The 24,354-nt window shown below is 49.9% G+C and carries 15 protein-coding genes; 13 read left to right on the forward strand and 2 right to left on the reverse strand.

The features are described 5' to 3' along the window. Window positions 1-71 precede the first annotated feature (71 nt). Window positions 72-575 carry a hypothetical protein gene (locus tag ACN0YH_RS18300; RefSeq protein ID WP_417381026.1) on the forward strand — a complete coding sequence of 168 codons (504 nt, stop codon included), beginning with the start codon at window positions 72-74 and terminating at the stop codon, window positions 573-575. Here ACN0YH_RS18300 and ACN0YH_RS18305 read toward each other — a convergent pair. Next, window positions 560-2,146 carry a M20/M25/M40 family metallo-hydrolase gene (locus ACN0YH_RS18305; RefSeq protein ID WP_417381027.1) on the reverse strand — a complete coding sequence of 529 codons (1,587 nt, stop codon included), beginning with the start codon at window positions 2,144-2,146 and terminating at the stop codon, window positions 560-562. The genes ACN0YH_RS18300 and ACN0YH_RS18305 overlap by 16 nt on opposite strands. A 311-nt stretch (window positions 2,147-2,457) precedes the next feature. Here ACN0YH_RS18305 and ACN0YH_RS18310 point away from each other — a divergent pair, with 311 nt between their 5' ends. Next, the gene (locus ACN0YH_RS18310) at window positions 2,458-5,829 is read left to right on the forward strand and encodes a spermidine synthase (protein WP_417381028.1); all 3,372 of its coding nucleotides are present in this window, start codon (window positions 2,458-2,460) and stop codon (window positions 5,827-5,829) included. A 308-nt stretch (window positions 5,830-6,137) separates the two neighbouring features. Then, window positions 6,138-8,003 (forward strand): hypothetical protein, encoded by a 1,866-nt coding sequence (locus tag ACN0YH_RS18315; RefSeq protein ID WP_417381029.1) that lies wholly within the window; start codon window positions 6,138-6,140, stop codon window positions 8,001-8,003. A gap of 11 nt (window positions 8,004-8,014) precedes the next feature. Here ACN0YH_RS18315 and ACN0YH_RS18320 read toward each other — a convergent pair whose 3' ends face one another. Next, the gene (locus tag ACN0YH_RS18320; RefSeq protein WP_417381030.1) at window positions 8,015-9,124 is read right to left on the reverse strand and encodes a hypothetical protein; all 1,110 of its coding nucleotides are present in this window, start codon (window positions 9,122-9,124) and stop codon (window positions 8,015-8,017) included. A 421-nt stretch (window positions 9,125-9,545) separates the two neighbouring features. Between ACN0YH_RS18320 and ACN0YH_RS18325 the strand changes: the two genes are divergently transcribed. The 10 genes from ACN0YH_RS18325 to ACN0YH_RS18370 all read left to right on the forward strand — a co-directional run bounded on the left by ACN0YH_RS18325 (window position 9,546) and on the right by ACN0YH_RS18370 (window position 24,158). Continuing rightward, complete coding sequence (locus tag ACN0YH_RS18325) at window positions 9,546-13,349, forward strand: secretin N-terminal domain-containing protein (protein WP_417381031.1); 3,804 nt, start codon at window positions 9,546-9,548, stop codon at window positions 13,347-13,349. Between the two features lie 56 nt (window positions 13,350-13,405). Further along, a complete protein-coding gene (locus ACN0YH_RS18330; RefSeq protein ID WP_417381032.1) occupies window positions 13,406-15,088 on the forward strand; it encodes a GspE/PulE family protein in 1,683 nt (560 codons plus the stop codon). Between the two features lie 63 nt (window positions 15,089-15,151). Next, window positions 15,152-16,360, forward strand: coding sequence for a type II secretion system F family protein (locus ACN0YH_RS18335; protein WP_417381033.1), 1,209 nt, complete (start codon window positions 15,152-15,154; stop codon window positions 16,358-16,360). 93 nt (window positions 16,361-16,453) lie between these two features. Beyond that, complete coding sequence (locus ACN0YH_RS18340) at window positions 16,454-16,906, forward strand: type II secretion system protein GspG (protein ID WP_417381034.1); 453 nt, start codon at window positions 16,454-16,456, stop codon at window positions 16,904-16,906. Between the two features lie 49 nt (window positions 16,907-16,955). Further along, the gene (locus tag ACN0YH_RS18345; RefSeq protein ID WP_417381035.1) at window positions 16,956-17,576 is read left to right on the forward strand and encodes a prepilin-type N-terminal cleavage/methylation domain-containing protein; all 621 of its coding nucleotides are present in this window, start codon (window positions 16,956-16,958) and stop codon (window positions 17,574-17,576) included. Continuing rightward, window positions 17,573-18,040, forward strand: a complete 468-nt coding sequence (locus ACN0YH_RS18350; protein WP_417381036.1) for a type IV pilus modification PilV family protein — start codon at window positions 17,573-17,575, stop codon at window positions 18,038-18,040. The genes ACN0YH_RS18345 and ACN0YH_RS18350 overlap by 4 nt, the downstream gene beginning before the upstream one ends. Beyond that, entirely contained in the window at window positions 18,037-18,936 is a 900-nt protein-coding gene (locus tag ACN0YH_RS18355; RefSeq protein WP_417381038.1) for a hypothetical protein, read from the forward strand. The genes ACN0YH_RS18350 and ACN0YH_RS18355 overlap by 4 nt, the downstream gene beginning before the upstream one ends. A 21-nt stretch (window positions 18,937-18,957) precedes the next feature. Beyond that, window positions 18,958-20,649 (forward strand): general secretion pathway protein GspK, encoded by a 1,692-nt coding sequence (locus ACN0YH_RS18360; RefSeq protein ID WP_417381039.1) that lies wholly within the window; start codon window positions 18,958-18,960, stop codon window positions 20,647-20,649. Between the two features lie 70 nt (window positions 20,650-20,719). Beyond that, on the forward strand, window positions 20,720-22,204 hold the full coding sequence (locus ACN0YH_RS18365) for a hypothetical protein (protein WP_417381040.1): 1,485 nt from the start codon (window positions 20,720-20,722) through the stop codon (window positions 22,202-22,204). Window positions 22,205-22,259: 55 nt separating this feature from the next. Further along, window positions 22,260-24,158 carry a cadherin repeat domain-containing protein gene (locus ACN0YH_RS18370; RefSeq protein ID WP_417381041.1) on the forward strand — a complete coding sequence of 633 codons (1,899 nt, stop codon included), beginning with the start codon at window positions 22,260-22,262 and terminating at the stop codon, window positions 24,156-24,158. Window positions 24,159-24,354: the final 196 nt, after the last annotated feature.

Raw genomic sequence — 24,354 nt, forward strand, 5'->3', positions numbered from 1 at the left:
CCTGTTTCATCACAATGCTGATCTACTACAATGCTGAGACAGTCAGGCACATTTTGTATCAGGGACCGGATATGGGTAAACGACCAAAAAAAATGATGTATGCAGGAGGTGGAATCTTAGCGCTGGGCATTATTCTCGGACAGTATTTCGGTCTGACTCCGGGTATCAATTCCGGGCCGGGAGAAGCTGAGAAGACAGCAGCCCCGGCGGAGGAAGAATCACAGGCGATCATGGCATCCAGTGAATCGGAAATCATCCCGATCCTGATTCAACCGGAACCAAAACAGGAAAAGTCGCTCGCCGAGCTTCCCTTACAAGTTCTGGATATCCTGATTGATGACCGCAGCTATCTGGTCAAAGCCGCCTCACAGCCTAAAGACAAATACCGCCCTGCAGAGATGAGTGAGATCCTCACTCTCGCAAAGCAGGCATCCGGTGATGAAGACGGCATTCATGTGCGTGTTTATCGAACGGGCTCTGCACGAGTCGTCCCTGAAGACAGATTGAAAGAAGAGCTCGGCAAATCCGGATTGCAGCCGCAAATGATTGACTGGAAAATTCACCTCACCGACTGAATATCAATTTTTTTCAGTCGGCCTTTCCGCTCCACCAGCAGGCTGAAGGGGAGTTTCCGGGAACGGACCAGTTTGCGAAACTCCTCACTGTTCTCAATTTTTTCCCCGTCAATTTCATAAATCCGGTCATTGATTTTCAGTTCTGCCAGAGCAGCGGGTGAAGATTCGATAATATCGGAAATCACAATGACTTTGGGATCGGCCTCATCTGATTGCCACTGGATTCCCAGCTTGACCGGTTTCCCGGACAATGTTACCGGAAGTTCCAGCAGTTTATCCTGATCTTTACGACGAACCTGCAGGATAATCTTGTTGGGGGAATTCTGAACCAAGGCACCAAAACCCTGCTCCGCGATCGGAGACTTGCCATCAATTTTGACAATCTCATCACCCGTTTGGAGTCCTGCTTTTTTAGCCGGTGTATTGGCCATTACCTGTGTCAGTAGTAATTTCCCCTGTGAATAAATATCCGCGTTCCAGGCAACTCCGAGCCGCGGAGGATCGCTGTTATCAATGCGCGCCTGCTGATCGATGCCAGACAGGATATCCTGATTGGCATTTCGAAATTCTGGTTTTTCCGACTGCAATGCAAAATCCAGTGTCAGCTGTGTTAACAGCTGGGCACTCTTGCGAGCGCCCAGATAATCAATTTTATAGGCGTCGTCTTCCGGACGATGATAATCTGCATGCTTGCCTGTGTGAAACATCAGGAAGGGAATCCCTTTCTGATAAAAGGGCCAGTGATCACTGTCCGGTCGGATAGCAGAATCAAAATCAATTTTGAGATCGGTTTCTCGCTCATTTGATCGTACGGTGCTGGAACGCAGTCCGTAAGCGGATCGGGAACCAAATAGAGTCAGGGGATTCTTCTGCAACCGCCCAACCATATCCAGATTGAGATAGAGAACAACCTGGTTCAAAGGCACTGTCGGATAATTGATCCAGTGGCGTGAACCCAGAAGCCCCATTTCTTCCGCATCCCAGAATACAAAGAGAATTGAGCGACGGGGAAGCTCTTTGTGTAACGACAGTGCTTCAATCACTTCCAGCAAAGCCGCGGTTCCGCTGGCATTATCATCAGCACCATTATGGATCTGCCCGACGCCGCCTCGACTGTTGGATGGTTTCCCGTAGCCCACATGATCGTAATGGGCACCGATCACCACATATTCTTTTTTCAACTCGGGATCATTTCCAGGAATCAGGCCGATGATATTTCGAAAACCGCCATCAAACTCCTGGAAGTAGCCTTCATCAGCCATCCCCGGTTGAATCTTCTGTTTCTGTAGAAAGGTCCGGATATAAGTTCCTGCAGCCTGGCCTCCCTGTGAACCCGCCTCACGACCTTCCAATGAATCGCTGGCCAGAAATTCGATATGCGATTTCAACTCGTCCACTGTGATTGAATTCGCTGCTGCTTTATAAAAAGCCGTGGAATTTGTCTCAGCCTGAAGCCGTTCTCCGGAAACTGAAATGAAGAATCCAAAACAAACCAGCATCATCCGAATCGAAGGCAATATAATCTGACATCGCTGACTGCAGAATGGTTCCTCAACAGAGGGAAAATTCAATTGGGATTTCACTTTGAAGAATTTCTATGGCAAAGGACTGAAACAGACCGGGATAACAACCTATTTTTACTCCGCTACGCATTTTTGTCTAGATAAGTGTACGTTGGTTATCATTCAAATGCCATCTCAGGAGTGATACAACGACTGGTATTGCATATATTTACGCATTTTCGATAAAACACTGCCTGAGTGTCCCTGTATATCAACCGGCAGTTTTTGCTGCTAAGGGACGCTTGGGAAGTGACTTAGAGTAAGCTACTTTAAGTTGAGATGCAATTCTGATTTTTTAAATAACGACAGGCAAGGAAGCCATGATCCGTTCGTTTGCTCATCATCTACTCCCGTTTTCTCTCTCATTTTTGCAGCAGAGAATGGGTATCGTGTTTCTTCTGGGAACGATTTGCGGTCTGTTCGTTCTTTCCTGTGTTCAACGTTTTCAGAACCTGGTCAGTGACAGTCCCGAAGTGATGGCGGGGATTGGTCTATCAATTGTGATGGGCATCTGGCTCGGACTGCCACAGCGTGCCACCTTCTTGCGTTCAGACTCTACTCCCCAAATGGCACCTCACCAGAGACGCATCCGCTTAACGTTATTGATGCTTTCATTCTGGTCAATCTGTTATCCGGTTTTACTCACCCAGCTCAATCAGGTCCTGCATTCGATCACACTCTCACAGTTGACGAACGTCGTTTTTCTGACGGGCCTGATGACACTCGCTGCCATGATGCTGATCCTGCCTGCCGTGTTCTGGTCGACCCGCCTGTTCTGGTTTGCGACATTGTCTGAAGTCGATCACAACAATTCCCGCGTGATTATGCATTCACAATTGGCCCGATTTCTGACGGGCGTCAGTGTTTCATTGATTCTATCAGCTTACTGGCTCGTTCCCGTATTCAACTGGACCGGTACATTGCTGATTCCTCTCATCGCTACTCTGGTTTTCTGCTGTGTCCCCTGGATTAGTTCACTTTGCAAGAGTTATCTTCCTGAATATTCACAATGGCTGAAACCGGATTTTGTTCAGCCCCATACGAAATCCCATTCTGAGTTCACAGCCCCACAGCGAGCAGCTACCCCGCTCCGTATTCCACTGCTGATCCAGATCGGCTCGTATACAATGAGTGTTGCTACTGGAATTCTGCTGGTTGTCGTCAGTCGAGTTCTGTTTCAGCTTTTCCCGGATTCACTCTATCTCAAAGTCACCATCTGGGCTGGATTTCTACTCGGAATCGCCACAGCCTTTTCCTTCATCCGAGCCCGCAAACCCGGAACGCTCATGCGGACGACTTCCAGCCTGTTACTTGCAGTGGCATTGATTGGCGTCGGCAGTCTGGCGCTGTTTCCACTACTGGTCTCCTGGATGCTGTATGCCAACGCCTATATCGAATACGCGCTGCTACTGTCTGTTATCCGTGGTGGTTTAACAGCAACTATCTTCTGCCTGTTGGGAATCTGCTGGGGGGGGTGGCTCAAACTTTCCAGTTCTGCACGTTACTCCGCTGCGCAGAAATCCACCTTAACCACTCTTCCCGTCTGGCAGCCACTCTGCCTGCTGGCCGGTATGCTTGGTTGTTCATGGTTGATCGGATCGGCTGGCATTGAACTCAAAATGATCACGGTTCTCACCTGCCTGGTGCTGCTCGGTCTGGCGGTACTGGTTCGACTGACACACTTCCAACTCCCGGCGACGCGCTTGCGGGCCGCTGCAATGATTTGCTCACTGATTCTGCTCACGGCGGGTCTGTTTTATCACAATAACTATGATGTTCGTCAGTCGGCGAAGCTGTTGTTCTCAACAAACACCTTTACCGGATTACGCTATGGATTGAAACCAGAACTGCTGCCCCACCTGGATGAAGGTCGCTGCCTGTCAGAAAGGGAAGGCCAATATGGTACGTTTACGATCTGGTCTTATCGAGAAAATCAGATCCAGATTCGCAGAAGCGGTCTGCCTTTCGGCGTTACCAGTGTGGATGCTGGATTATGCCCGCATACCACTGGAGAACTGATGCCGTTTGTAATTCCCGTTATTCTACATGAGCGTCCTGCAGATGTTCTGTTTCTGGGTCTTGGCGCCGGCGTGGGCGTGAATTCCAGCCTCGACTTCCCCGTACAACATGTGACCTGCCTGGAACCGGATCGAAGCCTCGTCAAATTGTATCAGGAAGAAATTGTACCACGGAATGCGATCTCCGCCTTCGATTCAGATCGCATCGAGTTGGTTCAGACTCCCATCGCTCTGGCAATGGCAGCCCGCGCGGATACAGCAAAACAGTATGACCTGATTATCAGTAACCCCGCCCAGTCGGTTGTGACCCAATCGCAGGCAGAGTACACGGCTGAATTCTATCACAATGTTTCGCGTCATCTGAATACTGATGGTATTTTCTGTCAGCGTTTTCAACATATTGATTTTGGAGCGCAACCTCTGCGAGTGATGGCACAGACATTTCGGTCTACCTTCCAGCAGGTTCTGGCAATCGAAATTGCCAACGGCGAAACTTTATTCCTGGGCACAAATTCAGCACAGGGTTTTGTCAGAGGCAACCTGATTGATCGAATTCAGGCGCCGCAGGTCAGACGCACACTGGCACAGGTAGGCTGGGACTGGTCGGTTTTGTTGAACCTGGCAGCATATTCGGATGAGGCATTGGCAGATATGGCCACCGATGTCAAAACCAGCGTCAATAACTCTTCGAACGGTAACTTCGCTTTTACTCTCCCTTACGAAATGATGCGCTGGGGGATGAAACAGGAAGAAATCCGGAAAATGGTGTCAGCGGAAATCCACAACGAAAAACCCGTCAAAGAGTATCGCAGCAGCCGCCTGTTGAATTGGATGGAAGGCGAAAAGAACGACCCTATCGTCCTCAGACGACTATCAGAAGTGACTGCACAAAACAAACTGATGGCCCGCTATCCCGATCAGTATTGGAAGTACCGCAAACCTGCCAAAGATCAAATCACGGAAAATCCGCGTTCACTTATCAGACAGGTTGCTGCAGAAAATCTGCACAAAGAAGATTACATCCACGATGAAGACAAACGCCGCATGTATTATTTCAAAGCACTCTCGGACGCGATGGAGAAAGCAAACCCTTCGGTCGACCAGATTGGTCGCGTGACAACATTTACAACGACTTACGATCCCATGATCAGCTACTTTATGCATGACGAAGTCGCAGAGCTCTATAAAAAATCAGATGAGGCGCCAGACATTCTTGAATTTTCACACCGTCTGCATGCCATCAATTACGGTGCCGCCAATGATCGTTCGATTGTATCTGTTGTACGGGCACTGGAGATGGCAGCAACTGACGCCAGTCTGTTTCAGACACCAGGACAACAGTGGGATCACCTGAACGGGTTGCTGCAGACTTTAAAATATCGCTGGGACAACCGCTCCCAAGCGCGACCTGTAACTTCAAAACAGGCGTTGCATGACATCGAACTCAGTATTTCTGGTATCGAACGCGCATTCGAAACCATGGACGAGCTGCAGGCACAGGCGAGTGTCAGCGAAGAAGACTGGCGACTGCGAAAACGGGTTCTGGAACGCACACTGGTGCGGCCACTGGAAACCTATCACGAACGGGTACTGCCTCATCATTACAAGAAATCCCGTGAAGAACGTAAAAAGCTATTGGATGGTCTTAATCTGCCCGCTATACCATCGCTGTAAATAATTCGGTCGCTTGACTTTGCAGACTGCTTTCTTACCCCGCTGAGCAAATATCAGATTCACTGAATCTTTTTGTTTTTCGATCGGGTATACTGGGTGACTGGTATTGAATCGCTTTTCATTCAAAATCATTCCCTACCAACCCTGATCGGGTAATAAGTACACAAAATCACATATCGATAGTGTCTGTACTCCAGTCGGGTTCAGCGTTTTCAAAAGTGTGAGAAAACGCCTCCGTTTCAATACGAATCTCAACTCTACGCAAAAGGCATCGTATGAGAATTTCCTGCACTTCAGGCTCCCAGGCCATGTTCACAAAATCCATGCTCCTCATGGCACGACAATTGTCTCTTCTGATTCTGATCTTCTTCTATAGCAGCACACTTTTTGCACAGGAACCAGGGGCTGGAAAGACAGAACCTGAAAAGCAGGAAGAGCAACAGGAAAAAAAGAACGCGGGTCTGGAATCGATCCTCCCCAAACCATTAATAACCATCAATGTGGCCAGTGTTGAACAGATCCTCTCGGATATCGATTTCATCTTTGAGCTGGCAGAGCGTCCGGAAATCGCCGAGATCGCTTCAGCCTCTCTGGCGAATGTCAACGATCTGGAAGGCATCGATCAAAATAAGAACCTGGGGGTGGAACTCTATCTGAAAACTGGATTAATCCCCCAGCCGGTCCCGACCATGTATCTGCCTGTGACGAAAGTTCGTACCTTCCTTGACACTCTGGAAAAACTGATTCCTGGTGACGAAGAAACGATAAATAAATCTGCAGACCGGGATGACCTGTATATTATCAATGGACGACGAGGCGAATCTATCATTCGGTTTCAGGATGATTATGCCCATATGCTGTTTCAGGGTGTTGAGAATGAAACCAGTCTGGACATGATCAGTTCTCGCGACTTCGGTGACCCTTCGCAAAAACTGCAAAACCTTACCGATAACTACGACCTTTCTTTCAAAATCGATCTGAATGCCATTCCTGAGCTGATGCGGACCACGTTCCTGGGCTTCTTCCGTACCGCCATCGAAACACAACTGCAGCAGCGGGATGGCGAATCCAATACCGCCTATGAGCTCCGGCGTATGTCGGGCAAACAGAATCTGGAAAACATCGAATACTTTCTGAGTGAAGGCCAGGAGATGGTGTTCGGCGGCCGTATCGAAAAAGAGGAGAAACGGGGGGTTGTCGACATGCTGATCAAAGCCCGTCCCAATAGTGATCTGGCCCGAGCTGTCAAAAACATTCCCGGTAAAGCCAGCTACTTCAGTGTGATCACATCGCGCGAAAACCTGCCGCTGGCTATATCGGCATCCATGAACCTCGCCCAGCGCGATCGAAAAATCTATCAAAAGTACCTGGACTACTTCGAAAAGGAATTGAGTGTCCAATTTCTGACGGAAGAGGAACGCTTGCAGAATACCAACTCGGTTCAACAGTTCTTCAGTCCGGTTAAAACCATGGTCGACAAAGGGCACATTGATGTGTTTGCCCAGCTGGTCTCGACACCGACGAAAAAATTTGCCTTGATCGGCGGCATCAAAGTCGCACCGTCGTCAAATCTGCCTGCTGCTCTATTGGATATTATTAATCGGATTGATCAACTCCCCGATAACAAAGCACACATCTTTACAAATGCAGAAACCGTTCAGGGAATCGCGCTGCATCAGCTCCAACCCGAAACGAAAACTGCCGACGATAGACAACAACGCTTTCTCGGCGGGGTGCCTTCACTCTATATTGGAGCGGACAATGAAGTGATCTGGTTTGCCATGGGCACTGAGATTGCTGTTGCCGCTTTAAATGAAGCCATCGAAACGATTAACACAGCGACACCCGAAGCCAGAAAAGAACAACGTACCGCTCCCATGCAGATGGAATTTCATATCCGTCCCTGGCTGAACCTGTTCTCTGAAGCAGAAATTCAGGAAAGCGGCGTTATGAAAATTCTGGATAGTGCGTTCCAGAAAGAAAACGATTTGGTTCTGGTAACCACACAACCTACCGAAACCGGTGTCCGAACTCGACTGCAGTTTGACGAGGGTTATCTGAAACTGCTGGGAATTGCGATCTCAAAACAGTTTGACAGGAATCAAGAACGGCGTGCAAAACGCGAATTGGAACGTAAATTGAAAATGCCCGAAGAGGAAGAACCAGTGAAATAATATTACTTGTACTACTTCTGCTTGATCGCCAGATAATGCTTCACAAATTGTTCCTGAGGCATGGCCACCGTCAGGTCAATATTAGCTCCTTCAAACATCCGCCGCATGGAACGACTCTTTTTCCATTCTTCAGGAGAAACGGAACCATCTTTATCTCGGTCGACCAGTTTAAAGAAATAGCCTGCTTGTGCAACCAGGGGATCGGTGCTGGGTGTCGATACCTGGACTGACACTGGTTGCGACGGTTTTTCAGGTGTGGACTGCTTCGATACCTCTACTGATCCTGGAGCAGAGGTACTGCCACTCGCAGCTAGAGGATTCGCACCAGTTTGCCCGGTGTTCAAAGCAAACATGAAAGAAGCAGCACTCCGTTGGGTTTTCCCCTCTTTGGCAAGTTTGATTTCTTTTGGTGTAAGATATCCATCTCCATTCAGATCCATCGTAAAAAATTCGCCCAGCTTCGTCGGATTATTTTTGCGCCATTCATAAAGGCCGATCTGACCATCCTGATCCATGTCATGGGGCACAAACTCCTGATTCAGATCGACGGTCGTGCGAACAGGCTTGGCCGGTTCATTTTTGGAGGAACTGCTTGAAGATTTACCGCTGGAACGACCAGCTGAAGGAGAGTCTGAAGGACCTCCCCGATCCGGTTCAAAAGACCCATAGCGGCCACGCATGGCATCCCGGTCAAAACCTCCACTCCGATCATCATCGCCATTCCGATCACCGCCGGGCCGGGAAAAACCGCCGGGAGGGCCACCAAAACCGCGTGATGAACCGAAACGACTGCGGTCATCTCCACCACGACTACCCCGGTCTCCACCACCAAACGAACCGCGCTGGCTGCGCATCCGCTCCATCACCTGAGGCATAATCCGTTCAAATTCCTGCTGGCTCATGTCTCGCGACGTATTCACTCCGGCAGCTTCAAGCGTCTCTTTGAAACGGCCCGGCATCTGATCAAATTCAGAGGCCTCGATCACCCCGTTTTTGTTGCGATCCAGAAACGAAATGAAGCCACGTGAACGACTATCGCCACCTGGCTGCGCATATGCCAGATCAGTGCAAAACCCTACCAGCAGTACAGAGGGAATCAGGAGATTGGTAAAACGGAACATTTTCTTACTCCGCAACATTTAGAGCGGTCTTTGACGGGTATTACCGTGTTTAATAAACAGATACCGTGATTTTGCGCATCTGTCTGCCAGAGATGCAAGTAGAATCTCAGCACTTGACATTAGAAACACCAGTCGAGTGGAAACAGATCGATGAATTCTATTAGATTCCCGAGATCTTTGAAACGAGCTGTAAGTTCTTGAAGTATAACATGATAGTTCGTTATCCATTTGAATGATCTTGTGTTTGGTTTTGAAGCAACATAGCCTGTAGTCAGTAGATCCAGCAATGCAAAGACGACAGACATAACAAGAGAATGTTTGAGGCAATCCTTGAAACCTGATTTGACATGCCTCAGAATAATGATCACAAGAACATTAGTTTTGATTATATTTTCCGCCTGATATCAGAATCGCCATGCAAATGATGAGAAATATCAAATTCCAATTCTTTTTTTTGATCGCCCTGATGGGTGTGGTCCCCTGCTCTGAATGTCTCACGAATTCGGTACAGGCTCAGGATTCTGAAGATCGGGGTGATCGCAGTGACCGAGGTGGCAGACGAGACCGCGGTGGCTTTGGCGGCGATCGCGGAGGTTTTGGAGGAGGTCGAGGTGCCTTTGGTGGCGGAGGCGGATTCGGGGGCGACCGGGGCGGATTCGGCAGTCGAGGTGGGTTCGGTGGCCCTCGGGGGGGCATCGGTTCCCTGGTCAATCGCGAAGAAGTCCAAAAAGAGCTGCAGCTAACCCCGGACCAGATCAAACAGCTTGAAGAAGCAGCAGTCAGCATGCGGCCCACTCGCGAAAGCATGGAACCCTTCATGACACGCATGCGGGCTGCCCAGACGGATGAAGAACGAACTAAAGTCCGCGAAGAAATGGGCGCGTCCTTTGAAAAGCTGCGTACTGAAGGCGAAGCTAAAATGATGAGCCTGCTGAACGAAAAGCAGGTCACCCGACTCAAACAACTGCAATTACAGGAAACCGGTTATCGACAGCTGACCAATGACGATACCGCCAAAAAACTCAACCTGTCTGAAGACCAACTGAAGCAGATTTCGGAACTGGAAGAACAGCGTTCCAACGCCCGTCGTGAACTGGGTCGCCGTGCGACTTCAGAAGAACGTGACAAGGTTCAGCAGGAATTCGATCAAAAAATTGAAGCTGTGCTGACCAAAGACCAGCAGACCCAATGGAAGCAGATGCTGGGACCGGCACTGGTCGCAGAAGCAAAGCCGGCTGAGCCTGGTGCGCCTGCTGTCAGCAGTAATACCAGTCCAATTCCACGACCACGCCCGCAGATCCCGATGGAACCGGAAGGGTTGAAACCGGAAGACCGTCGCGTCTCGTTCGGTAGTGGCAATGCAGTCGCCATGAACGGCGCAGCCAGTGAATCTTCCGACCCCGATCAACCACAGACAGCAAAGAAACCGGGGCCTGTTAACAAAATGTCTTTCAATTTCCGCTTTGCTCCCTGGGGTGATGTTCTGAAGCTGTTTGCAGAATCAGCCGGTTATACACTCGATCTGAACGATGTCCCTCCAGGAACCTTTAATTATTTCGACCAGGGATCCTACTCCCCCACGGAAGCACTCGACATTATCAATGGTTATCTCCTGCAGAAAGGGTATATCATTGTCCGCCGTGATCAGTTTCTGGTGGTTCTTAACATCGATAACGGAATTCCGCCCAACCTCGTACCCATTGTCGATTCTGAAAAGATTACCGAACATGGTAAAAACGAACTGATGAGCGTGACCTTCCAGCTGGAAGGGGTCGACGTCAGTCAGGTCGCCAAGGAAGTTCAGGCAATTCTGGGTCCCCAAGGCAAATCAGTGGCTTTGAACACGGCCAACTCCATCATTGTGACTGATATCGGTAGTAATCTGTCGCGAGTGAAAAAACTGCTGGAAGGTGCCATGGCAAACGCAGGGCCTACCGACCTGGCGTTTCGCTCCTTTGAACTGAAATACATTGACGCGACGGAGGCCGAAAAAATTGTCCGGAGCCAGTTTGGCCTGCCTGCTGCCACACAGAACGTGAGCGCCAGCGCCACCTCTTCACGTTACTTTGACTATCGCTCCCGAAGCAGCAGAGATCGTGGTGGAAGCCCTCCACAGCCACAACCCAGTAAAGAATCTAATACTCAGGTGACCGCTGACCCTCGTACAAATCGTTTGCTGGTCACTGCCACACCCGATCAGATTAAAATCGCGGATGAAATTATCAAATCCATCGACGTGGATGAAGACAACCCGCTCGGGCCTGGTGGCAATAAGCCATTTCTACGAGTGTATACCGTCAGTTCTGCCGACTCACGCGAAGTGACCAAAACTCTGGATGCGATGATACCGGGCGTTGTCGTCAACGAAGACGCCCGCAATGATAAAATCCATATTCTCGCCACTCATAAAGAGCACGAAAAAATCGAAGAAATGATTCGTCAGCTCGACGGCGAAGGAGGCAGCCAGTCTGTTTCCGTAATCAATCTCAGCTCGATGGATCCCATTTCCGCCACAACAACGCTACGGTCGCTGTTCTTACGCGATGGTGACGATGCACCAACCATCGAAGCTGACCTGCTGGGACGTCGCCTCCTGATTCGTGGCACTCCCGATCAGGTCGTTCAGGTCAAAGCCCTTCTGGCTCAACTGGGCGAAGATGGATCGGGGCGCTCCACCGACCCCCGTGATCGTGGTCCTGTCCGGACCATCCCGCTGGGCGGCCGTGATTCTCGGGAAATCATGGAACTGATCAATAAACTCTGGTCCGCTTCCTCAGGCGATGAAAACCCCATCCGCATTGTTGTGCCTTCGGAAAACAATCTGATTCGTGAACGCATTATCGGAGGCGAAGAAGAAGCCCCTGAACGCAATCGGGGTTTTCGAAATCCTTCACAAAATACCAGTACCCCCTTGAACCGCCCGATTCGGCAGCAACAACCTGTTCGTGAAACCAATCAACAACGGTTTTTCTTTACCGCCAGCGACGAGAGAACAACATCCTCTGCAGAAGCGAAGGACGACACAGACTCCAGCAGCAAACAGGTCCCCGCTCAACAAACGGAAGCTGGGAAGAAACCAGCTAATAATGCTCCGGTTGAAAAAAAGAACCCGGTGGCTGTCTCCACCAATGGTGATAACCTGATTATTTCCTCCATGGATCTGGAAGCCCTTAATCGACTGGAAAATATGATTGAAGCGCTGACCCAGGCGATTCCACCGAAAAATCAATGGACTGTTTTTTATCTGCGCTCTGCGGATGCCACCTCGACCGCTAAGATGCTGGAAAGCCTGTTTCCCAGCAGTTCTGTCTCGGACATGGACACGGGCTCCGGGATGTTCAGTGGTATCTCCAACATTGGCGGCAGCCTGATGGATGCCACCGGACTCACTACCCTGGGCATGGGACCGCAGACACTGCGTATTATTCCGGAAGTCCGCTCCAATGCACTTTATGTGACAGGGCCATCCGATAAAGTTCGCTCTGTGGAACAGATGCTGAAAGTCCTGGATACTTCTGAACTACCTGCTTCACTGCGAGATCGATCACCGGGAATCATTCCCGTCGAATTCGCATCAGCAACGGAAGTCGCCAACATCGTCAAAGAACTTTACAAAGATTACCTGCAGGCACCACAACAGCAGAACAACTCGCGCAGAGGCGGCAATCCTTTCGCCGCCATGATGGGAGGAGGCGCTTCAGGCGGCTCAAATGCCCAGCCGGCAGAAGCCCGTCTTGCCGTCAGTGTGGATGACAACGCTAACCAGTTGCTCGTTTCCGCCAGTGATTCCCTGTTTCAGGAAATTGAATCACTGGTGCGTGAACTGGATTACTCTGCGAAAATGTCGCGAAAGTCCGTACAGGTTGTCACATTAAATAATGGGAACTCTGCTTTGATCCAGAGCGCCCTGACTTCACTGTTACCCAATGTCACCGTGAGCACGACCGGTGATGCCCGCAAAAAAACAGCCGATCCAACACCTGGTTCCCCTGGCCAGTCGACCTCTCCCTCAGGTTCCAGTGATCGTGGTGAAGAAATCCGTAACTTCTTCGAACAGCGAATGCGCGAACGCATGGGAGCCGGTGGTGCGCCGGGTGGCGATTCCAGCCGCAGCAGTTCACCTTTTGGTGGCCGCAGCTCACGTGGTTTTCGTTTCCCAGGCAGCGATGGTGGCAGCACCCGCGGAGGCGGCAGCAGTCGCTCCAGCCGTGGTCGTGGTCGCTGATACAATATTACAATTTCCTTTCCAATCCTCTGATATCAAACCATTGAGTCAACTCCATGGAAATCGGTGAAATTCTCCAAAGACGTGGCATCCTTGACGAACGTCAACTGCTCCTGGCGCAGCAGTCGGCGAACGGGAATCGTCTGGACCGCGTTATCATGGAGATGGGACTGGCCACTGAGGAAGACCTGCTCAAAGCTTTTGCCGACGAACTGGGCATGAAATACTTTGAGCTCAAAGATTATCAGGTCGACAAGGTGCTGTTGGCTCAGTTTCCTGCGACACCTATTTTTCGAAATGCTCTACTCCCTCTGCAGCGCAACAATGGTCGTGTCCTGGTCGCCTCTGCAGATCCATTTGATTTTGAAGCCATCGACGAACTCAGTTCACTGAGCGGTTTGGATCTCGAACCAGTCCTGGCATTACATGATGATGTGATGGAACTGATCAAGGAAAACCTGGGGGTCGGCGGCGATACGATTAATGAACTCGTCTCACAACGGGCCGCAGAAGATGGCGTCGAACTACTGGAGGAAGTCTCCGAAGAACATGGCGAACTGGCCGACATGGCCCAGACCGCTTCCGTCATTCGCCTGGTCAATGAACTGCTGATCGAAGCGCTGCAGCAGCAGGCCAGTGATGTCCACATTGAACCACACGAAACGGGTCTCGTTGTCCGTTACCGCGTTGACGGCCTGCTGCGGGTGCAGTCTGTCCCTCCGGAAATCAATCATTTTTATTCTGCAATTATCACGCGTCTTAAAATCATGTCTCACCTGAATATTGCTGAAAAGCGACTGCCTCAGGATGGACGCATCAAGCTCCGCATTACCGGGCGGGAAATCGACGTCCGTGTTTCGATCATCCCCATGATCTACGGCGAAGGTATCGTAATGCGTCTGCTCGACAAAGAACGCATGGTCTTCCGCCTGGATAATGTCGGCCTGAACCCGGAGATGCTGAAATCATTTCGCGAGATGATCGAACTGCCGCACGGTATTATCCTGGTCACGGGACCGACGGGAAGTGGTAAAACCTCGACTCTCTACAGTGCCTTAAACGAAATCAAAAATCCAGAAACCAAAATCATTACCGTGGAAGACCCGGTCGAATATCATAGTGAAGGCATCAGCCAGATTCAGGTGAATTCTAAGATCGGACTCACTTTCGCCGCCGGTCTTCGCAGTATTTTACGTCACGACCCCGATATTGTCCTGATCGGAGAAATTCGTGATGGCGAAACCGCTAACAGTGCCATCCAGGCATCATTGACCGGTCACCTTGTATTCAGCACACTGCACACCAACGATTCCCCCGGTGCATTCACACGACTGATTGACATGGGAGTCGAATCCTACCTCGTCGCCAGTACGGTCGAAGCCGTTTTGGCACAACGCCTGGTGCGTGTGCTCTGCAAGCATTGCAAACGACCTTATGAACCGCATCCCGATAAAATCCCACCCGATTTTCCCGTGCAGGATATCAAAGAACTCTGGGAACCGGTCGGCTGCCGCCACTGTCGTGAAATGGGATATTCCGGACGAATTGGGATCCTGGAGCTGCTGATCAATGATGCGGTCATCCGAAAATTATGTACCGAGCATGCCAGCTCAGGACAGATCCGTGACTATGCCCGCAAGAATGGCTGGCAGACATTGAGAGATGCCGGCTGGCTGAAAGTACTGGAGGGAGTGACATCCATTGATGAAATCCTCCGCGTGACCAAAGGTGATATTTAATCAAACTTCAGTCAAACCAGAAATGAAATCTTTTTATAAGCAAATGTGACCAGAGTCAGAAAAATGCCGGATTTTCAATACATCGCACGCGAAGCAACGGGCCGCCAGGTCACAGGAATTCTGTCAGCATCCAATCAGCAGGATGCTTTGAATTCACTGGCCGCGCGCAGTCTGTTTCCGGTGAAAGTCGATCTGGCAGAACAGGCAAAAGCCCAGTTGAAACACTCAGGTCGCCGTGTTCGCGCCCGGTATCTGTCAATCTTTTACACCCAGTTGGCAGACCTGCTCAAATCGGGTGTTCCCCTGTTGCGTTCACTGGAACTGTTAAATAAACAGTCCACGAACCCTTCTCTCAAACAGGTGCTGGAAGAAGTTCGCGCGGAAGTCGCCGACGGAACCCGGTTAGCGGTTGCGATGGGACAGCACCCTAAAGTCTTTTCCGAACTCGCAGTCAGTATGGTCCGTGCCGGAGAAGAAGGCAGCTTTCTGGAGGACGTACTCAAACGTATCGCCAGTTTTACTGATCATCAGGAAGAACTGAAAAACCGCGTTGTCGGTGCCATGATTTACCCAGCCTTTCTCACCACGTTTGGTACGGTCATTGTCAGCTTTCTGCTGGTTTATTTTGTGCCTAAATTTGAACCGATTTTTGCACGCATGTCGGAACGGGGCGAACTTCCCTGGGCCACGACCACCCTGCTGGGTTTCAGTGCATTTATGCAATCTTACTGGTTTATCATATTTTTCTCGATCGGAATGGCGGTCGTCGCGGTTTATAAATACATCGAAACGAAGGAAGGTCGGTTCAAATTCGATCAGTTCCGCCTGAAAGCCTATGGACTGGGTGATGTGGTCCGCAGCCTGGCAATTGCCCGCTTCTGCCGCATCCTGGGAACACTGCTCGCCAATGGTGTCCCCATTCTGCAGTCGCTCCGAATCGCCAAAGATGCCGCCGGCAATAAAGTGATCAGCAAATCGATCGGAGAAGCGGCTGAAAGTATTTCTGCCGGAAAATCAATTGCACAGCCTTTCGCATCGAGTGGCCAGTTCCCCGAAGAAGTCGTTGAGATGATTGCCGTGGGGGAAGAAGCGAATAACCTCGAACAGGTGTTAATTGATATTGCCAACAACATGGAGCGGCAAACCAACCGCAAACTCGACATGTTTGTGCGTATGCTGGAGCCGTTAATGCTCCTGTTGATGGCGGCAGTTGTGGTTTTTGTGATGTTAGCGTTACTTTTACCGGTTTTTCAAAGCTCCGGTTTACTATAATAGAGACTGAGTTCACTTATTGGTTTTATCTTCACACGGGTAGAACCCAGAATCATTCCTTCTGGAAATGTATATTGCGAAAAGGATGGAGACATGCATCGAACTAAATCACAAACCAAAAAACAACGTCGCGGTTTTACCCTGCTGGAAATGCTGATCGTACTGGGAATCATCCTGGTGATTGCAGCCATGGTGGTCCCCAACCTGCTGGGCAGTCAGAAAAAAGCCAATATCAAAGCCACCCGGGCCAGTATTCATAATCTGGAACAGGCCTTCAAACTGTATGCTGCTGAGAATAGTGGTGAATACCCGCAAGGCGGTCCCGAACAGTTAGAACTGTTGATGCAACCCGTCAGCACTGATGGTCAGGCAGCCGAGCCCTTTATTGAATCAATTCCCCTCGATGCCTGGGGGCAGGTCTTTCATTATGAATATCCCAACAACAAAGCCAAGTCAACCAAACCTGCGATCTGGTCATCTGGCCCCAATCAACAGGATGAAAATGGCTCAGGCGATGATGTCAACAACTGGGATCTGAACGAATAATCTGTCTTAGCCAAAGGCCTGCAGCAGATGAATTCAGAGGACGTCACACGTGACAAAACAGCCACACATATTCCGAAACGCGCATCAGCATCGCTCAGCCTTTACGCTGTTCGAAATGCTGCTGGTACTGGCATTACTGCTGGTGCTCGTTTCCGTGGTCTGGCCTGCCGTCCTGCGAATCAGTTCCAGTAACCGCTTGCGTCAAAGTATGCAGGATGTAGATTCGGCCTTCGCTGCCGCCCGCATCCGCGCTATTGAACATGGCGTGAATTATCATGTCTATCTGGAACTGGGAGGAAATCAGTATCTGGTGGTTCCCGTTGACCAGGGACTACTGGGTCTCAATACCGAAGAAACTGGTTCAACCACGACAGGTATCAGCGATGCATTCCTCGTCCGTGAATTACCTGAAGAATTTCAGTTCAGCAAAACAGTATCCGCTACTGTCACCGAACCGATCATCCCGTTTGGGTGGCTGTCAGGCCTCCCTAACGCAAAAGACTTACGCTGGGTTGAAAGCTCGTTCCCCATCACCTTCTATCCCGATGGAACTGCAGCCCTCGACCTGCAGCATGATATCCTGAAAAAAGAGCAAAAAGTAGCACGCATCGAAGTTCGCGGACTCACCGGTAATACCACGATTTCTTACAAACAGGAGAAATCGCCATGAAGGTTCGTCATCGGATTTCTATAAATCATACTTCACCCCGAGCAGGTTTGACGCTACTGGAAGTCTTGATCTCGCTATCAATATTTCTGGGCGCTTTAACGGCGCTTAGCCAGTTAATTGGAATCGGCTCCCGGGCCGCGGTACAGACCCAGTTAAGAACCCAGGCGATTTTCAGATGTCAGTCGGTCCTTGCAGAAGTACTGGCTGGCGCTCAGCCAATGCAATCGGTGTCGATGGCCGCGTTTGACGATGACAATGAAAACTGGAAATGGAGTCTCAACGTCGAACCAGGCGACTATGAAAACATCCTCAAACTGACAGTGCTCGTACAGTACGCTGGCGACTCTGAAACCGTATCGACCAGTTATCAGCTAATTCGGCAGGTGCGCGATCCCGCCATGCTGCTTGATGCAGCCAATACTGTCGAAACGACGACCGATACCACACTGGAGGAACAGTTATGAAAATTCATACCGTTCGCCAGAACAGACAATCCGTGGGTTCTTCCGGTTTTACAATGCTGGAAGTCATTCTGGCGATTGGCCTGACAAGCCTGCTGCTGGCCGCAATCTATTCTGCTCTCGACCTGTATTGGAAATATACCACAATTGGCCAGCAACAGGTGGAACGCGCTCAGATAGCACGCGCTGTCTTCCAGAAGATCTCGCAGGATCTGCATTCTGTCACTTACATGCAGAAAATAGAGGTAGAAGAAGAAACCTCTTCCGAAACGGAAACCGAAGAAGTGGTCATCGAAGTGACTAATCCGGATGATGCCTACACTTCAGGTAATATTGGCGTGTTTGGAGATGCGCAGTCACTGGTCCTGCATACCAGCCGTCCCGGCAGACAGCCCCTGTTCATCTCAAGTGATGGCAGCTTATCCACAATGCAGAGCGATCTGCTGTCGGTCTCCTATTTCCTGGCGGTCGCTGGCGCGGAAGGTTTACAGGGCGCCGTCGGAGATCAATATCGCGGTACTGCAACCACCGGACAGAGTACTCAGGGACTCGCCCGCCTGGAAGGAGATCGGCTGGCGATGAGCATGGCCGATGAATCAGCCGACGTCCAGGTACTGGCTCAACAGTCAAAACTGCTGGCAGCAGAAATCAACAGCCTGCAGTTTCAGTATTTTGATGGCACGGACTGGCTGGAAGTCTGGGACAGCATCGAATACGGGACCGTTCCGCAGGCAATCAAAGTGACCATCGGCTTTCAAAACGAAAATATCGAAGGTCTTGAAAGAATTGCCAACGAGAAAATCAATGGTTATGAGAACAAATTCAGCATGGTGATTGCCATCCCGCTGGCCTTGCCATCGACGTTGCAAACCACAACTCAGGACACCAGCACGTTTTGATATTTAGTGATAGATTACCGTATGAAATCAAACACATTACAACACCTTCAGACTGATGTTTTTTCTCAACAGAAAAACACGCTGAAACTACGTGCCGGCAGTACGCTGCTTGTGGTGCTTGTGGTTGTGGTCATGCTCACACTGGGGGCCTACACATTCTCGGAATTAATGATCGTCGAAGTGGAAGCAACAAATGTTTATGGTCGCTCCATCCAGTCACGAGAGCTGGCTCTATCCGGAATTGAACTCGCCGCCGCTTATATAGGCGACCGCTCAGACATTGATGGCTGGAACTCGTATCATAATCCGGATCAGTTCCAGAATATCAATTTATTGCCCGCTGATGTACCGCGCGCCAGCGGCTATTTCAGTATCGTAGCGCCCGTGACAAAAGATGCCGCTTCGAAAACAATCCGCTTTGGATTAATCAATGAATCAGGGAAGTTAAACCTGAACATCCTTGCCAGCGATGAGGAAGAGGAAGAAGGCGCTGCTGTCGAACGTTTGATGTTTATTCCCAATATGACCGAAGACATTGCTGCTGCGATTCTCGACTGGATCGACGAGGATGACGAAACCCGGACCTATGGTGCAGAAAGCGATTACTACGAAACGTTAGAGACCCCCTATTTCACAAAAAACGGGCCTCTGGAATCACTGGATGAGCTCTTATTGGTTCGCGACATTACACCGGAACTACTCTACGGCGAAGACACCAACCGTAATGGAATTCTGGATTTCAATGAAAATGACGGCGATGCCACTCTGCCCAATGACAATGCCGACGGTGTTCTCAATGCCGGCTGGTGTGAATACTTTACCGTTCACAGTCGCGAAATTAATATCCGCCCTGATGGTTCTGAAAAGATCAACGTCAATCAGACGATGCTCACAGAACTCTATGATGCGCTCGAAACCGAACTCGGCCCCGATGAAGCCCGGTTCATCGTTGCCTATCGTTTGAACGGTCCTGTTCCCACGGAAAGTGACCTGTCATCTGGTTCTTCGGGCACAACCGTGGGTGGCAGCATGACAGAGAAACAGGCCCTCAACGAGCTCGCCAATGGGATTGCCAAAGCGATGTTTTCGGAAGAAGGAGTATCTGTAACACGAGGCGGTATGGATCTCACTCCGGGTGGTGCCTTTACCATCAATTCACTCTTCGACCTCATTGGTTCCGAAGTCGAAACCGAAATCGACGGTAAGACAACAACACTCTCCAGTCCCTGGCTGGCTGACCCGGGGGCCATGACTGCTGAACTACCAGTTCTGCATGACCTGCTGACCACATCCAAAAATCAATACATCGAAGGCCGAATCCAAATTGATGAAGCACGTCTGGAAACATTGCAGGGCATTCCCGGGATGGAATCCGATCTGGCTAATGCGATCGTCAATTCCCAGATGACTGCTACAGACGGAGCCCCTTCTACAGAAATCAGTCAGGCACGCCAGACAACAGGATGGCTTGTAATCGAAGGGCTCACCACAATTGAACAAATGAGATTACTGGCCCCTTACATCTGTAGTGGCGGGGATGTCTTTCGTGTGCAGTCCCTGGGATATTACGGACAGGGAGGCCCGCTGACACGCATGGAAGCTGTGATTGATGGCACTTTTATTCCGCCACGCATCACGGCAGTTCGCGACCTCAGTAACCTGGGTAGTGGCTACCCCGTTTCTACCCTGCAGGGATTGACGCAGGAAGAATAACCTCTGCAGCAACCCGAATCAGAACCTATAATTGATATATCCATCACTGACGTTTTTTGAGAAACAGAACATGGCAGACTATCTGGCAATCAACTGGGAAAAAACCGGGCTCACCGGTGTGGAAGGTCACGTCGGCGTTTCCGGCGTCTCCGTGAAACGTACATTTCAGATTTCCTGGCCCGAACAATTGCATCCGGAAAAAGATCCTGTCTCTGCCGGCAGTTGGTTGAAAAATGAGTTCAGCCGACTGAAACTGTCTGCAAAGCAGATCCTGGTTTCGTTTCCTCGGCACGATACGACAATCCGGTTACTGGAAATACCTGAAGTTCCACTCGATGAAGTTCCTGAAATTGTCCAGCTTCAGACAGCGACCCGATCTTCGGTTCCTTTGAATCAATTATTGCTTGATTATCTGCTACTGCCCGCCCGCGAAGGAAAAGTGACACGCGAAGTACTGGTGGCGAGTATCGCAAAACAGACACACGAACAAGTTATCAATACTTTTCAATCGATGGGGCTGGAGATCACAGCCACGGGAATCAGCTCAGTCAACGCAGTTGTCTGGATCAGCCACATCAAACCTGCGGTGATGGACGCACCGGCGCTGATCGTCAACCTGGTTGAAACAAACCTGGAGATGACCCTCGTCCTCCAGCGACAAATATCATTCACCAGTTCCACAGCGATGGGTTCTACAGATCCCGTAATCGTGGATCAGACAATTCAGACAGAAATTAACCGGTTTTTACTCTCACGCAGTTCACAACTCGGCAGTGAAAAAATAAATCAAATACTGCTGATTGGCGGCCGTCCTGATTGTGCCGCGCTGTTGCAGGAACGATTACAGTGTGCTGTCGAAGTAATCAATCCATTGCAGCAGGAACAGTTTTCACAAGAGCCTCCAGAAGAAATCACTTCACCCGGTGTTCTGGCAGGCCCATTGGGAATTCTGTATTCGCTCCAGCAGAAGCATCTTGACATTATCGATTTTCTGCATCCTCATAAAGCGGAGCAAAAACCGGATCGTCGCAAATTGCAGATTGGATTGGGACTGGCCGGAACAGTATTGATTTTTCTGACGGCTCTCTATTTGACGCACCAGAGTGTTTCTGATCTGGATGAGCAAATTGCCGATCGACAAAAGATCCAGCGCGATCTGGATGAGCTGCTTAAACGAGGGCAGCCCACTCTGGAATCAGTAGCCCTCATTCAGAAATGGGAAGACACCAATTCTAAAACACTGAATGTCCTGCGGGAACTGGAGACCAACCTTCCGGGTACTGATCGCATCTACCTGAGTGAACTCGATGTAAACCGTTCGTCCAGCCAATCACTCAGTCGACTGCGAGCAATAGGTAATGCGAAAGACGATCTGGATGCGCGAGACCTTAATCAGCAGTTGTCCAAAAACAACTTTCGAGTGCATCCCAAACGCAGCTCGAATAAAACTTATGATTCCGAGTATCCAGTTCCGTTTGAAATCGATGCAGAATTACTTCCTCCGCGGGCTGAATTACCACAGCCCGCTGGACCGGCAAAACAGAACGGGAATTGACCAGGTCAAAAATCATACCTGTTGAATCCGCTTTTTTGAGTTGAATGTCAAGACAATGCAAAAACGTGAAAAAATATTAGCTGCCGCTTTTGGTGCTGTCATATTAATCTGGCTGGGAATGCCTCTGATTAACAGTACGTTCATTGAGCCTGTGGAAACGCGTCAGAACCAGCTAAAGGCTTTGAACCAGCAGATCGATCAGCGCGAACAGAAAGAACTGGAACTGTTACGCTCCGCGAAACAGCTGGGTGCCTGGGTGGATAATAGCCTGCCGCCTGATGAACACGATGCACAACGACTCTATCTGGAATGGTTGAATGATCTGGCAGAACTTTCCGGCTTCTCCAATCTTAAACTGACTCCCGGCCGACGGGTTCGGGAAGGCAAAACCTATATCGCGATTCAGGCTTCACTGGAAGGAGCAGCAACTTATACTCAGTTATGTCAGTTTCTACTCCACTTCTTCCAGACTGATTTGCAACAGAATATTATCAGCCTCGAACTGGATAGTAGCGGTACACGTCTGTCAGACCGCCTTGAAGTCAAACTGACTGCAGAAGGTCTTGCATTAGCCAAAGCCCGGCCACGAGAACTGTTATTCCCCCGTGGGAAACTGGTATCAACACTCAATTTTGATGCGACGAAAATGAAAGTTCAGAACGTAATCGAATTCCCCAGTCAGACTCCCTTTCGAATCCGCCTGGATCAGGAATACCTCACCGTCGAAAAAATTGAAGGTGATACCTGGACCGTTGCCCGTGGTACCCACCAGACAGTACCTGCCCGTTATGAACCCGGGACTCAGTTGGAACTCGCGCCGTTAAATCAATTCGCTGAAGGCAGTACCCGCCTGCAGCAGCCAATAACTCAGGATGCCTCACTACTCAAAGTACTTAGCACAACTCATTTCCCCGTTGATCAGACTTTTCTGATTAAAATTGATAACGAACTGCTGAATGTTATTAAAAGTGGTCCCACTGAATGGCGAATTCAGCGGGGCATGCTGGATACCAAACCGGTAGCGCACGCAAAAGGAGCTATTGTTACTCTGGCACCTCAATACCTGCAGGCTTTATATGATTATCGCTTCATCGCGCAGACCAGTCCGTTTGCAAAACCAGTTCCCGACAAAATCTATCAACTGGAATTAAAAGAGATCGGAAAGCAGACCGTCGTTCGGGGTAATTCTCTGAACCTTACGATTCCTCTGGCAGGTGTCAATCCGGCCCTGGCGAATCCTCAGATCACCGTCAAATCAGATCTCCCCGGTCTCGCCGCGGAAGCAGACAAATTAAAGTGGTCACCTGATAAAGAACAAAAGCCTGGAACTTACCCGGTCACCGTCACTGTGGCTCAAGAAGGACAAAAAGTCGAACGCACATTCCAACTCGACTTTCTGGAACAGAATACGCCTCCCAGAATCGAAGCTGCTGCTTCCGCTGTCGCCTACCAGACACGACCACTCTCTCTATTTGTCAAAGCAACGGACGCAGATCTTCCGGCACAGAAACTCCGATTTGGTTTAGAGGCCGGCGTTCCGGAAGGAGTTCGAATCAATCCTGATACGGGAGAATTGACCTGGACTCCCTCTGCGTCGACAGAGTTAAAAGAGTACCCGATTAATGTGACGGTGTCCGACTCTGGCACACCCCCTGTCACTTCATCTCAACAGATCAATATCAAGGTTTCGCTGGATGATGCATTTTTTACATTTTTAACAGGCAGCATTGACATCGATGGAAAAAAAATCGCCTGGATCCGAAACCGGGCGACTAACCAGAAGCGGGAAATTCAGGAAGGTGATACACTTGATGTCGCCGACATTCATGGTGTGGTAAAGTCCATTACAGATCAGCACCTGGTTCTGGAAATCGATGGCAAATCCTGGATGCTCTCACTGGGAGATAATTTCAGATCTCTGCGAAACCTGACCTCGCTTCCCGTGTTAAATTAGCGTCTCTCATTTGAGATTTAAACGGGTGAATTTTCGACACTCTCTTCCTATATCTCCCCCTCGCCCCCTTTGCCCCTATCAACCCTTTCTCACATCCAAAACAACTCGCTTCTCTGTGCGAGCCAATGCGTCTATGCGCATCTCCTTACACAACAGTGTCTTACAACCATTTCGATTTCACAGAAAACTCGCGATT

This window comes from Gimesia sp. (genome assembly GCF_048262075.1).
Classification (GTDB): Bacteria; Planctomycetota; Planctomycetia; order Planctomycetales; family Planctomycetaceae; genus Gimesia.